The organism is Streptomyces sp. NPDC088157 (genome assembly GCF_044741545.1).
Classification (GTDB): domain Bacteria; phylum Actinomycetota; class Actinomycetes; order Streptomycetales; family Streptomycetaceae; genus Streptomyces.
Map to the genome: position 1 here is coordinate 111678 of NZ_JBIUSU010000014.1, position 12249 is coordinate 123926.

The 12249-nt window shown below is 72.1% G+C and carries 12 protein-coding genes and 1 pseudogene; 7 read left to right on the forward strand and 6 right to left on the reverse strand.

Translation table 11 applies throughout. The features are described from left to right. Positions 1-21 precede the first annotated feature (21 nt). Together ACIPFH_RS40050 and ACIPFH_RS40055 are read right to left on the reverse strand one after the other, a co-directional pair. Complete coding sequence (locus tag ACIPFH_RS40050) at positions 22-1386, reverse strand: aspartate aminotransferase family protein (protein ID WP_356252395.1); 1365 nt, start codon at positions 1384-1386, stop codon at positions 22-24. 19 nt (positions 1387-1405) lie between these two features. Next, positions 1406-1924: an Lrp/AsnC family transcriptional regulator gene (locus ACIPFH_RS40055; RefSeq protein WP_356252391.1), complete on the reverse strand. Its 519-nt coding sequence runs from the start codon at positions 1922-1924 to the stop codon at positions 1406-1408. A gap of 164 nt (positions 1925-2088) precedes the next feature. Between ACIPFH_RS40055 and ACIPFH_RS40060 the strand changes: the two genes are divergently transcribed. From ACIPFH_RS40060 to ACIPFH_RS40080, 5 genes are all read left to right on the forward strand, one after another. Then, positions 2089-3528 (forward strand): gamma-aminobutyraldehyde dehydrogenase, encoded by a 1440-nt coding sequence (locus ACIPFH_RS40060; RefSeq protein WP_401834478.1) that lies wholly within the window; start codon positions 2089-2091, stop codon positions 3526-3528. Positions 3529-3826: 298 nt separating this feature from the next. Beyond that, positions 3827-4201: a sortase-dependent protein gene (locus ACIPFH_RS40065; protein ID WP_401834480.1), complete on the forward strand. Its 375-nt coding sequence runs from the start codon at positions 3827-3829 to the stop codon at positions 4199-4201. Continuing rightward, positions 4198-4833 (forward strand): class F sortase, encoded by a 636-nt coding sequence (locus ACIPFH_RS40070; protein ID WP_401834482.1) that lies wholly within the window; start codon positions 4198-4200, stop codon positions 4831-4833. The genes ACIPFH_RS40065 and ACIPFH_RS40070 overlap by 4 nt, the downstream gene beginning before the upstream one ends. Continuing rightward, the gene (locus ACIPFH_RS40075; RefSeq protein ID WP_401834484.1) at positions 4830-5330 is read left to right on the forward strand and encodes an RNA polymerase sigma factor; all 501 of its coding nucleotides are present in this window, start codon (positions 4830-4832) and stop codon (positions 5328-5330) included. Before ACIPFH_RS40070 ends, ACIPFH_RS40075 begins: the two co-directional genes overlap by 4 nt. Then, positions 5314-5856, forward strand: a complete 543-nt coding sequence (locus ACIPFH_RS40080) for a hypothetical protein (RefSeq protein WP_401834487.1) — start codon at positions 5314-5316, stop codon at positions 5854-5856. Before ACIPFH_RS40075 ends, ACIPFH_RS40080 begins: the two co-directional genes overlap by 17 nt. Positions 5857-5905: 49 nt before the next feature. Here the strand turns inward: ACIPFH_RS40080 and ACIPFH_RS40085 are convergent, their stop codons facing one another. After that, a complete protein-coding gene (locus ACIPFH_RS40085; protein WP_401834490.1) occupies positions 5906-7057 on the reverse strand; it encodes a serine hydrolase domain-containing protein in 1152 nt (383 codons plus the stop codon). A 296-nt stretch (positions 7058-7353) separates the two neighbouring features. Here ACIPFH_RS40085 and ACIPFH_RS40090 point away from each other — a divergent pair, with 296 nt between their 5' ends. Then, positions 7354-9051: a sigma-70 family RNA polymerase sigma factor gene (locus ACIPFH_RS40090; protein WP_401834491.1), complete on the forward strand. Its 1698-nt coding sequence runs from the start codon at positions 7354-7356 to the stop codon at positions 9049-9051. Here the strand turns inward: ACIPFH_RS40090 and ACIPFH_RS40095 are convergent. Then, positions 9033-9392 carry a winged helix-turn-helix transcriptional regulator gene (locus ACIPFH_RS40095; RefSeq protein ID WP_401834494.1) on the reverse strand — a complete coding sequence of 120 codons (360 nt, stop codon included), beginning with the start codon at positions 9390-9392 and terminating at the stop codon, positions 9033-9035. The genes ACIPFH_RS40090 and ACIPFH_RS40095 overlap by 19 nt on opposite strands. A gap of 65 nt (positions 9393-9457) precedes the next feature. Here ACIPFH_RS40095 and ACIPFH_RS40100 point away from each other — a divergent pair, with 65 nt between their 5' ends. Further along, positions 9458-10048, forward strand: a complete 591-nt coding sequence (locus ACIPFH_RS40100; protein WP_401834496.1) for an NADPH-dependent F420 reductase — start codon at positions 9458-9460, stop codon at positions 10046-10048. 209 nt (positions 10049-10257) lie between these two features. Here ACIPFH_RS40100 and ACIPFH_RS40105 read toward each other — a convergent pair whose 3' ends face one another. Both ACIPFH_RS40105 and ACIPFH_RS40110 read right to left on the reverse strand, forming a co-directional pair. Continuing rightward, complete coding sequence (locus tag ACIPFH_RS40105; protein WP_401834499.1) at positions 10258-10944, reverse strand: glycerophosphodiester phosphodiesterase; 687 nt, start codon at positions 10942-10944, stop codon at positions 10258-10260. Positions 10945-10970: 26 nt separating this feature from the next. After that, a pseudogene (locus ACIPFH_RS40110) lies at positions 10971-12181 on the reverse strand (adenosine deaminase); the annotation flags it as partial. Positions 12182-12249 lie beyond the last annotated feature (68 nt).

A 12249-nucleotide genomic window follows, 5' to 3' on the forward strand; every position in this document is an offset into this window, starting at 1 on the left:
ATCAGCTGCTCAGGCCGACGATCACAGCTTCGTCCACGCCTCCGTCAGCGTCGCGCGCAGGATCTGCTCGATCTCGTCGAAGGTCTCCTGGTTGGAGATCAGCGGCGGGGCGAGCTGGACGACCGGGTCGCCGCGGTCGTCGGCACGGCAGTACAGGCCGTTGTCGAAGAGGGCCTTGGACAGGAAGCCGTACAGGACGCGCTCGGTCTCCTCGTCGTTGAACGATTCCTTCGTCGCCTTGTCCTTGACCAGCTCGATGCCGTAGAAGAAGCCGTTGCCGCGGACGTCGCCGACGATCGGGAGGTCGTGCAGCTTCTGCAGGGTCTTCAGGAACGCGCCCTCGTTGTCCAGCACGTGCTGGTTGAGGCCCTCGCGCTCGAACAGGTCGAGGTTGGCGAGGCCGACCGCCGCGGAGACGGGGTGGCCGCCGAAGGTGTAGCCGTGCAGGAAGGTGTTGTCGCCCTTGTAGAACGGCTCGGCCAGCCGGTCGCTGATGATGCAGGCGCCGATCGGGGAGTAGCCGGAGGTCATGCCCTTGGCACAGGTGATCATGTCCGGGACGTAGTCGAACTTGTCGCAGGCGAACATCGTGCCGAGGCGGCCGAAGGCGCAGATGACCTCGTCCGACACGAGCAGCACGTCGTACTGGTCGCAGATCTCGCGGACCCGCTGGAAGTAGCCGGGCGGGGGCGGGAAGCAGCCGCCGGCGTTCTGTACCGGCTCCAGGAAGACCGCGGCGACCGTCTCCGGGCCCTCGAAGAGGATCTGCTGCTCGATCTGGTCGGCGGCCCAGCGGCCGAAGGCCTCGGGGTCGTCGCCGAACAGCGGGGCGCGGTAGATGTTGGTGTTCGGGACCTTGCGCGCGCCCGGGACGAGCGGCTCGAAGGGGGCCTTCAGCGCCGGCAGGCCGGTGATCGACAGGGCGCCCTGCGGGGTTCCGTGGTAGGCGACCGCGCGGGAGATGACCTTGTACTTGGTCGGCTTGCCCTGGAGCTTGAAGTACTGCTTGGCGAGCTTCCAGGCGGTCTCGACCGCCTCACCGCCGCCGGTGGTGAAGAAGACCTTGTTCAGGTCGCCCGGGGCGTGGTGGGCCAGACGCTCCGCCAGTTCCACGGCCTTCGGGTGGGCGTAGGACCACACGGGGAAGAACGCCAGCTCCTGCGCCTGCTTGGCGGCCGCCTCGGCGAGTTCCACGCGCCCGTGGCCGGCCTGCACCACGAACAGACCCGCAAGACCGTCGAGGTAGCGCCTGCCCTTGTCGTCGTAGATGTAGGTGCCCTCGCCCCGGACGATGGTCGGTACCGGCGAGTTCTCGTACGAGGACATGCGGGTGAAGTGCATCCACAGGTGGTCGTACGCGGTGCGGCTGAGGTCCTTGGTGCTCACGGTTATCGGGTCCTCACGGTTATCGGGTTCCCCACATGTAGGTCTGCTTCTTCAGCTTCAGGTAGACGAAGCTCTCGGTCGAGCGAACGCCTGGCAGGGCACGGATGCGCTTGTTGATGACGTCCAGCAGGTGGTCGTCGTCCTCGCAGACGATCTCGGCGAGGACGTCGTACGAGCCCGCGGTCATCACCACGTACTCGACTTCCGACATGTCGGTCAGCGCTTCCGCTATGGACTCGACATCGCCCTCGACGTTGATCCCGACCATCGCCTGCCGACGGAAGCCCACGGTGAGCGGGTCCGTGACGGCGACGATCTGCATCACGCCCTGGTCGAGCAGCTTCTGGACGCGCTGGCGCACGGCCGCCTCGGAGAGGCCGACGGCCTTGCCGATCGCGGCGTACGGCCGACGGCCGTCCTCCTGGAGCTGCTCGATGATGGCGAGGCTCACGGCATCCAGGTGAGGGGTGCTGCCGTTCCTGGACTCGCGGGAGTCCCTGTGCTCTGCGCTTCGACTGGCCACGGCCACACTGTGCACGACGTCTCGACAGTTCCGCAAGGCCGAGGCGATGAAATTCGTTGTTTACGTGAGTGAGATCTGCGGATTCCGCAGCCTTGACGGGATCAGGGGTGTTGAAAACGTCAGGGCAAGGATTAGTGTGGGTGTCTCAGTCAATGGACACCGAACTTGGAGGGCCGGCAGTGAGCACCGAGCTGCGTCGTCTGCGCAACCACATCGACGGTGAGTTCCGGGACGCCGCCGACGGACGGACCACCGAGGTGGTCAACCCCGCGACGGGCGAGGCGTACGCGACCGCGCCGCTGTCCGGCCGGGCGGACGTCGACGCCGCGATGGCGGCCGCCGCCAAGGCGTTCCCGGGCTGGCGCGACACGACCCCCGCCGAGCGTCAGAAGGCCCTGCTGAAGATCGCGGACGCGTTCGAGGAGCGGGCCGAGGAGCTCATCGCGGCCGAGGTGGAGAACACGGGCAAGCCGATCGGGCTGACCCGCTCCGAGGAGATCCCTCCCATGGTCGACCAGATCCGCTTCTTCGCGGGCGCGGCCCGGATGCTGGAGGGGCGCAGCGCCGGCGAGTACATGGACGGGATGACCTCGATCGTCCGCCGCGAGCCGGTCGGCGTCTGCGCGCAGGTCGCGCCGTGGAACTACCCGATGATGATGGCCGTGTGGAAGTTCGCCCCGGCGATCGCGGCCGGCAACACGGTGGTGCTCAAGCCGTCCGACACCACGCCGGCCTCCACCGTCCTGATCGCCGAGATCATCGGCTCGATCCTGCCCAAGGGCGTCTTCAACGTCGTCACCGGCGACCGTGACACCGGCCGGCTGATGGTCGAGCACCCGACCCCGGCGATGGCCTCCATCACCGGTTCGGTGCGCGCGGGCATGTCGGTCGCCGAGTCGGCGTCGAAGGACCTCAAGCGCGTCCACCTGGAGTTGGGCGGCAAGGCGCCGGTCGTCGTGTTCGAGGACACCGACATCCCCAAGGCCGTCGAGGACATCTCGGTGGCGGGCTTCTTCAACGCCGGCCAGGACTGTACGGCGGCCACCCGCGTCCTCGTCCAGGAGGGCATCCACGACGAGTTCGTGGCCGCGCTCGCGAAGGCCGCGGCGGAGGCGAAGACCGGGCAGCCGGACGACGAGGACGTGCTGTTCGGTCCGCTGAACAACCCCAACCAGCTCCGGCAGGTCACCGGCTTCATCGAGCGGCTGCCCGCGCACGCCAAGGTCGAGGCGGGCGGTCAGCGGGTCGGCGACAAGGGCTACTTCTACGCCGCGACCGTCGTGTCCGGACTGAAGCAGGACGACGAGATCATCCAGAACGAGGTCTTCGGGCCGGTCATCACCGTCCAGTCGTTCACGGACGAGGACCAGGCCGTGGAGTGGGCCAACGGTGTCGAGTACGCCCTCGCCTCCTCGGTGTGGACCAAGGACCACGGCCGCGCGATGCGGATGTCCAAGAAGCTCGACTTCGGCTGCGTGTGGATCAACACCCACATCCCGCTGGTCGCCGAGATGCCCCACGGCGGCTTCAAGAAGTCCGGTTACGGCAAGGACCTGTCGGGCTACGGCTTCGACGACTACACGCGCATCAAGCACGTGATGACGTCCCTGGACGCGTAGCGCTCCGCCGGGTCGGTCGCCGTCCGGGTGCGGGCTGCTTTTCGGGTGCGCGTTTTGTGCGCGGGTGCGGCCGACGCTGTCGGGGTGCGGCCGACCGGGTGCGTTGTGGCCGGTCGCGCGGTTGCCCGCGCCCCGTAGGAGGTTCGGCCCCTGGTTCTCGGACCGGGGGCCGTTCGCGGCGGCCTCGCGCGGCGCCGATCACCCGCCTCCACTGTTTTGCCATCTCTTTACAACCCGCTCCCCGGCTGTCTCGTCTCTTCGCTCGATCCGTCAACGGACCGATGAAGGAGAGCGATTCATGCGACTCATACCGCGAACGGGCCTCGCCGCCCTGGTAGTTGCGGGCACCGCCCTGTTTGCGGGCGCGGCGCCCGCGCTGGCCGACGGCGGGACGCCCACCCCCGGCCCCACCGTCGCGGACCAGAGCGCGACCCCGGCCCCCGCCGAGGACACCGACGCGAGTCCGGTCCCCGCCCCGACCAGGGACGGCGCCACCGATCCGAGCGCCGTTCCGAGCCAGGTCAGCGTTGTGCCGCGGGGCGCCGCCGACACCGGCGTGGGCGAGTCCTCCGGGGGACACGGCCAACTGATCGGCGGCAGCGCGGCCGCGGTGGTCGCGGCGGCGGGCACCGGCTTCTACGTCGTACGGCGCCGGAGGGCGACCGGCGCATGAGCCCGCTCTCCAGGCGCGCCCTGATCCTCTCGGCCCTGGCGGCGCCGCTGCTCACGGGCTGCGCCGACGACCCGGCCGGCCCGGGCGACGCGGCCGGGGCGGGCGCCGGCGCAGCCGCACGCACGCCGGGCACCTTCTCGGCGCCCGCCGCCCGGGCGGCGCGTCCCCTCGCCCGCTCGGTGCCGGTCGGGCTGCGGATCCCGGCCATCGGGGTCGACGCCCCGGTGATGCGGCTGGGGCTGGCCGGTGACGGCAGCGTGCAGGTGCCTCCGGTCGAGGAGCACGACCGGGCGGGGTGGTACGAGAACTCGCCGACACCGGGACAGACCGGGCCGTCGGTGATCCTCGCCCATGTCACGGTCGGCCGGTACGGGGACGGCGTCTTCCGCCACCTCGACCGGCTGCGCCGGGGCGACCGGATCCGGGCGCGTCTGGAGAACGGCACGACGGCCGAGTTCGCCGTCACCGAGGTGACGACCGTCGACAAGGCGGAGTTCCCGACCGAGGAGGTCTACGGGAACGTGGACGGGCCCGAACTGCGTCTCATCACGTGCGGCGGCCCCCGTACCGGCGACGGATACCGCGACAACGTGATCGTCTTCGCCACCCTGACTCCCGCGGGAGAACGTTGAAACGGCCCGTTCGCTCCAGCGAGAGGGCGGCGTCCGAGCTGTTCGCCGCCCTCTATCCGCGTCTCGCCGGCTGGTGCCGCCGTCTTGTCGACGACGACGGGACGGCGCACGAGATCGCCTCGGAGGCGTTCACCCGGCTCTGGGCCCGCTGGACGGCTGTGGCGGAGCCCCAGGGCTTTCTCTACGTCACCGCCGCCAACCTGGTCCGCGACCACTGGCGCAAGCTCGAACGCGAGCGGCGGGCCCTGCGCCGGGCCACCGTCGAGGCCGCCGTCGCGCCGCCCGTCGAGCCGGCCGACCCCTCGGTGCGGCTGCTGGTGCAGTCCCTGCCCGACCGGCTGCGTGTCCCGATCCTGCTGCACTACTACGCTGACATGCCGATCCGGGAGGTGGCCGTACTGACCGGGCGCAAGGAAGGAACCGTCAAGGCCGACCTGCACGCGGCCCGCGAACTGCTCCGTGCCCACCTGAGGAGGAGCCTTGATCACACCCGCTGACGACTTCGACGACGGCCCGGACCTCGACCCCGACGACCCCCTCGCCGTCATCCTGCGGCCTGCCTCCGGCCACCTCGGCCCGCCGCCCGGCCGCTACGAGGAGATCCGCCGCGGCGCGGTCCGCCGCCGGCTGCTGCGCACCGCGGCCGGGGCCGGCGCGGCCTGCGGGATCGCCGCGCTCGCCGTCCTGTTGCCGCTGCGTCTGACGGCGTCCGACGGGCCCGCGCGCCCGACGGTGCCGCTCGCACCGCCGTCGGTGAGCGGTCCCTCGACCGTGCCCCCGTCGTTGCCCTCGCCCGTACCGGCCACCGACAACCCTACCGAGGGGGCGGCGACCCCCCTCCCGGATCCCCGGGCGTCGACTGCCCCCGACGACACCTCTGTCCCGACCGCCGACCACGGCCTCGGCCAGTCGCCGGAACCGACCACGGCGAGCGACTCCACCGGGGCGAGTGAACCGAGCACGTCCTCGGCGGAGCCGCCCGCGCCGTCCGTCGCGCCGTCCGCGTCGAGTACGGACCGTTGAAGCCGGTGCCGTCGCCATCGGGGTGCGCCGGCCCCCGGGCTGCTGGGCGTCACTTGAGCGCGGCCATGGCGACGCGCTGCGCCACCGGGTTCATGCCCTCGCCCTTGGCGTCCGTGGAGTTGACGGAGTACACAAGGGTGCGGCTGAGGTCCCGGGTGCCGGCGATCAGCGCGCTGTAGCCGTACCGGGCGCCCGACTTGAGCCAGTAGACCCTTCCGTCGTACTCGAACCGCTGCAGGCCCGCGCTGTAGGTGGCGCCGTCGATGTGCGCCGGGACCGTGAACATCTCCCGCAGCTGTGGCTCCGGCACGATCCGGCCCCTGAAGAGCGAGGTGAGCAGGCGTTCCAGATCGGCGGTCGTGGAGATCATGTCGCCGGCCGCGAACCGGTCCGCCTGGTTCCACTCGGTGACGTCCACGAACTCCGTCGTCCCGTCGGTCCTCTCCACCGCCTGGTAGCCGCGGTTGTGCGGGCCGAGGACGCGCGGGTCGGTGCCGGGGAAGTACGTGTCCCGCATGCCGGCGGGCGCCAGGACCAGGCGGGTGACCTCGGACGCGTACGACCGGCCGGTCACCTTCTCGATCAGCAGGCCCAGGATCGTGTAGTTGATGTTCAGGTAGTGCTGCTTCTCCCCCGGGCGGAACTCCGGCTTCTTCGCCGCCGCCGAGGCCACGACCTGCTGCGGGGTCAGCGTGTCGAAGCGGTGCGCGTACACCTCCGCGAAGGAGTCGCCCAGGCCGTCGCCCGCCGGGATGCCGCTGGTGTGGTTCAGCAGGCGGCGTACGGTGATCGGCCGGTACTGCCGGCCGAGGAGCCCGGGCAGGTAGTGCTGGACCGGGGTGTTCAGGTCGATCCTCCGCTCGGCCGCCAGCCGCAGGACGGCCGCCGCCGTCACCACCTTCGTCGTCGAACCGGCCCGGAAGCGGGCGTCGGGGTCGGCCGGGGTCCCGCTCGGGAGGTCGTGCACGCCCGCGCTGCCGCGCCAGCTGCCGTCCGTGCCGCCGACGCGGACCAGGGCGGCGGTCGCGTCGGCGTCCGGAAGACCGGCGAGCGCGGCGGTCAGGGCTTCGACGTCGAGGGCGTTCGCACGGTGGGCCGAGGTCGGGGCCGGCGCCGCGAAGGCGGGCGCGGCCAGCGGGCCCGCGGCGAGGACGGCCACCAGGGAGGCGGTGAGGACGGCGGTGCGGCGACGAGCGCACATACGGAACTCCAGAGGAAGGGCGGTCGGAGGGAAGGGCGGTCGGAGGTGGGATCGGCGGAGGATGCGCCATGATCTTCCGATGGGAGGCGACGGTTGCGGATCGTCGCCGAGGAGGGTGCCCGACCCTGGTGGAACCCTGAGCAACTACCGTGCCGACTCGGGGAGTTGCCCCGGGTTACCCCTACGGGTGCCGAGCCGGATGCCGAAAAGTGTTATCCGTGGGCCGTCCCGGCCGTCTCCATGGGTGTGATCTCCGACATTGCCAACAGCGGGGGCCCGGCTGAGAGGGTGCGGGCATGAGGACGCATGCCGACGCCGAGACCGACCGGCGGTGGCGCGCCACCATCGCCGACGCGCAGGCCGGCGACCGGCGGGCGCTCGACGAGTTGGTGGCGGGCTGGCTGCCGCTGGTCTACAACGTCGTCGGCCGCGCCCTGAACGGCCACGCCGATGTCGACGACGTCGTCCAGAAGACCATGCTGCGCGCCGTCGACAACCTCGGCTCGCTGCGCGACCCCGACAGCTTCCGCTCCTGGCTGGTCGCGATCGCCATGCGGCAGATCCGGGACCGCGCACGCCGCCGGACGACACAGCGTCTCGACGAGGGCGCGCCCCCCGGCGAAGCCGCCGACTTCGCCGAACTCACCGTGCTCCGGCTCCAGTTGGAGGGGCAGCGGCGCGAGGTCGTGGAGGCGGCGCGATGGCTCGACGACGAGGACCGGCAGCTGCTGTCCCTGTGGTGGCTGGAGGTCGCGGGCGAACTCACCCGCCGCGAGCTGGCCGCGGCCGTCGGCATCAGCCGGCAGCACGCCGCCGTACGCGTCCAGCGGGTCAAGGAGCGGCTGGAGATATCCCGGGGCATCGTGCGCGCCCTCGACGGCGCCTGCCCCGACCTGCGCGACCTGACCGTCCGCTGGAACGGCCGGCCGGACTCCGTGTGGCGCAAGCGGCTGGCCCGGCACATCCGCGGCTGCGGCTACTGCGGTGACACGCGGGAGTCCGTCGTACCGGCGGAACGGCTGCTCGTCGGGATCGCGCTGGTCCCGGTGCCGGCCGGCTTCACGATCTCCCTGGCCCTCGGCGGCAAGACGGCCGTCGCGGCCACCGGGACCTCCGTCGGCTGGTCCGCGAAGGTGCTGACCGCGCTCACCAAGCCGGCCGTCGCGGTCACGGCCGGCGCGACCCTCGCCGCGGGCGGCGCCTACGTCGTCGTACAGACCCCCGACGACCCGCCCGCACGGGCGGTCGTGGTCCCCACGGCGGCGAGCACCCGCGCCGCCACGCCGTCCGCGCCCGGCCCCTCCCCTTCCGCCCCGGCCTCGTCGCCGCCGTCCCCCTCTGCGTCGGCGAGCGAGCGGAGGACGGCCCGGTACGGGAGCGTCGTCGACGCCGTCGACAGCGCGCCCGACCGGGACACACCCCCCGCCGTCCTGCCGCGGCGGCCCGCGTCCGGCGTCACCAGCAGCGACGGCGCACACGCCACCATGAACCACCGCGGGGACGAAGTGACGCTCAGCGGCCGGGGCTATGTCCTCGTGCGCTGGCAGATATCACCGCAGTACCGGTCCGGCGGCCTGGTCATGCCGAGCTGGACGGGCCTGAAGGGCAAGCTCTTCCACGTGGCCTCGGGCGGCGGCCGCCGCATGGACGACCCCGTCGGCGCCACCGACCCCACGGCCACCGGCATGGGCAGCAAGGCCACCGGCTACGCCGTCCCTCCGTCCGGCACCCAGCAGATGTGGCAGAACGAGTACTTCTACGTCGCCGGCAGCGTCACCCTCACCGTGAACGAGCGGGGCGCCGACTACGGCCTCAACGTCTTCCCGACCACCTGGGACGCCGTGGAGAGGGACGTCACGAGCGGCCCCGGCCAGGGGGCCGGGCGCTACGGCCTGGTCCGGGACACCGGCGACGACGACACACCGGTCCCGCAGTACGCCACCCGGGAGACGCCGGCCGACCCGGCGACGGTCCCTCAGACCTCGCGCGTATAGCGGTCCTGGGCCTGCGTCACCTCGTCCCCGTGGTCGTGCGCCCAAGCGCCGAAGGCCTGGATCGGCGCGAGCAACGTCCTTCCCAGGGCGGTCAGTTCGTACTCCACCCGCGGTGGCGACCCCCCGTACGCCTGCCGCGTGACCAGCCCGTTGAACTCGAGCCGGCGCAGGGTCTGCGTCAGCACCTTCTGACTGATCCCACCGATGCGTGCCCGCAGCTCACCGGGGCGTCCGGGCCCGTCCTTGAGGGCCCAGACCACCACCGGGTTCCAGGTGTTGGAGACGAGGTCGAAGGCGAGCCGGGTCCGGCAGTCGGCGAGGAACGCGGGGTCGGTGTCCACGTACCGAATGGTGCCTGAGCGGCTTCCTACTGTCGTGGGAGATCCGTAGAACAGGAGGAGGAGTCATGCGGGTGGGAATTCTCGGCACGGGCGGGATGGCGGACGCTCTGGGCACCGGGTGGCGGCGGGCCGGACACGAGGTGGTCACCAAAGGACGTTCGGGAGGACTGCGGGAGGCGGCGGCCGGGACGGACGCGGTGCTGCTCGCGGTGCCCTACGAGGCCGTGGTCGAGGTGGTCACCGGACTGGAAGACGCCTTGCGCGGACGGGTGCTGATCGACTGCACCAATCCGGTGGGCCCGGACTTCGGCCTGCTCACGGCGGGCGGCCCGGCGGCGGCCGAACGCATCGCCCGCGCGGCGCCCACCGCGCACGTGGTGAAGGCCTTCAACCTGTGCCATGTCGACGTCTGGCGCCTGAACCCGCCCGTCTTCGACGGCCGCCCCCTGGCGGTCCCGTTGTGCGGCGACGACCCGGCGGCGCTGTCGGTCGTACGCAGGCTCGTCCGCGACCTGGGCTGCGAACCGCTGAACGCGGGGGGACTCGACAGGGCCGGCCTGCTGGAGGCGACGGCGGCGCTGCTGATCCGGCTGTGGCTGGGCGAGGGCGCGGACGCCCAGGCGATCGCGCCGCCGCTCGCGCACGCGGCGGGTTAGGCCCGCTTGCGCGGTCAGGTTCGGTTGCGCGGTCGGGTCTGCCTGCGCGGGCAGGTTCGCCTGCGCCGTGGCTCTGTTTGCGCGGGCCGGGTTCGCTTGCGCGGGCGGGCTCGCTTGCGGCCGGGTCTGCTTGCTCGCCCGGCTCGCTTGCGCGGCCGGGTCTGCTTGCGCGGCCGGGTTCGCCTGCGCGGTCGGCCCCGCTTGCACGGTCAGGTCTGTGGGCGCAGGGCCGTCAGTACCTCGATCCGGTTGGTGGTGATGGAGTCGACGCCCAGGTCGATGAGCCGGCGCATGGAACGGCGGGTGTCGGGGGTCCAGACGGAGAGCAGATGGCCGCCGTGATGCACGCGGGCGGCCAGGCCGCGGTCCACCAGGGAGAAGCGGTAGTTCAGCCAGCGGGGCTTCACCGCGTCGAGCAGCGCGGGCCGCGGGGGAGCCAGGCTGGTGCAGGTCAGGGCGATCTCGGCGGACGGATCGGCGGCGCGCACGGCGAGCATCGCGGTGGCGTCGGCGCAGTAGTAGACCCGGTCCGCCGCTCCGGCCGCGTGTACGGCGTCCACGATCCGCTGTGCCGTGCGCACCTCTCGCGTCCCCGGCAGATCGAGCATCAGCCGGCTGCCGTCGGTCGCCGCGAGTGCCTCCTCGAGGGTCGGCACCGCGCCCGCCGTCAGTCCGCGCACCTCGGCGGCGGACAGCGACAGCAGCGGCCGGTCCCGCTCCCACAGCCGCTTCAACGTCGCGTCGTGCAGCAGGACGGGGACGCCGTCGCGGGTGAGCCGTACGTCGAGCTCGACGGCGTCCGCGCCCAGGGCGAGCGCGGAACGCAGCGAGTCGATCGTGTTCTCACGGAAGCGGTAGGGGTCGCCGCGATGGGCCACGGCAATCACGTTGTGCATGGGCCCATTGTGGCGGCCACCGTTCCTCAGGGGGCGAGCCAGCCCGCCGTGTAGGTGTCGATCTCGTCCTTGATGCGCGCCTTGCCGGCCTCGTCCAGGAAGGACGCGTCCACCGCGTTCGCGGCGAGGCCGGCCAGGCCCCGCTCGTCGAGGTCGAGGAGGCGGGCGGCGACCGCGTACTCGTTGTCGAGGTCGGTGCCGAACATGGGCGGGTCGTCGGAGTTGATCGTGACCAGCACGCCGGCCTTCACGAACTCCCTGATCGGGTGCTCGTCGAGGGTGCGGACGGCGCGCGTGGCGATGTTCGAGGTCGGGCACACCTCCAGGGCGATGCGGTGCTCGGCGAGGTGCGCGAGCAGCTTCTCGTCCTGGGCGGAGCTGGTGCCGTGGCCGATGCGCTCGGCGCGCAGGTGGGTCAGCGCGTCCCACACCGTCTGCGGGCCCGTGGTCTCGCCGGCGTGCGGCACCGACCGCAGCCCGGCGGCGATCGCCCGGTCGAAGTACGGCTTGAACTGCGGGCGGGGTACGCCGATCTCCGGCCCGCCGAGCCCGAAGGAGACCAGGCCCTCGGGACGGATCCGGTCGTCGGTGGCGAGCCGTGTCGTCTCCTCGGCGGCCTCGAGACCGGCCTCACCGGGGATGTCGAAGCACCAGCGCAGCACGGTTCCGAACTCCGCCTCGGCCGCCTCGCGGGCGTCCTCGATGGCGTCCATGAAGGCGCGCTCGTCGATGCCCCGCCGGGTCGAGGAGAACGGGGTGATGGTCAGCTCGGCGTACCGCACCTGCTGGCGGGCCAGGTCCCGGGCCACCTCGTACGTCAGCAGCCGGACGTCCTCCGGGGTGCGGATGAGGTCCACGACGGACAGGTACACGTCGATGAAGTGGGCGAAGTCGGTGAACGTGAAGTAATCGACCAGGGCCTCGGGGTCGGTGGGCACCTTGGAGTCGGGGTGCCGGGCGGCCAGCTCGGCGACGATGCGGGGGGAGGCGGAGCCGACGTGGTGGACGTGCAGCTCGGCCTTGGGCAGCCCGGCGATGAAGGCGTGCACATCACGGGCGCCGGCCGCGGCGGCCGCGGTGGGACCGGAGGGTGCGCCCGAGACGGGGGAGCCGGGGGCTGCGGCGGATGCGTCGAGGCGGTCGGTCATGGGGTCCTCCCCGGGACGGCGCCCCGGGCCGAGCGGGCCGGACGGGACGCGGGTGATCGGCTGATCGATGGGTCGGGATCATCGTAGGCGGAGCCATCGGGAGCCGACCGTCGGCCTCGGACAGGGCATGGCCCGCTGTCTCGGCACCTCGGCTGGC

Coding starts and splice junctions, on each gene's coding strand:
- ACIPFH_RS40065 (WP_401834480.1), top strand. CDS start 3,827: ATGCGACTCATACCGCGAACGGGCCTCGCCGCCCTGGTAGTTGCGGGC.
- ACIPFH_RS40070 (WP_401834482.1), top strand. CDS start 4,198: ATGAGCCCGCTCTCCAGGCGCGCCCTGATCCTCTCGGCCCTGGCGGCG.
- ACIPFH_RS40085 (WP_401834490.1), bottom strand. CDS start 7,057: ATGTGCGCTCGTCGCCGCACCGCCGTCCTCACCGCCTCCCTGGTGGCC.
- ACIPFH_RS40090 (WP_401834491.1), top strand. CDS start 7,354: ATGAGGACGCATGCCGACGCCGAGACCGACCGGCGGTGGCGCGCCACC.
- ACIPFH_RS40100 (WP_401834496.1), top strand. CDS start 9,458: ATGCGGGTGGGAATTCTCGGCACGGGCGGGATGGCGGACGCTCTGGGC.
- ACIPFH_RS40105 (WP_401834499.1), bottom strand. CDS start 10,944: ATGCACAACGTGATTGCCGTGGCCCATCGCGGCGACCCCTACCGCTTC.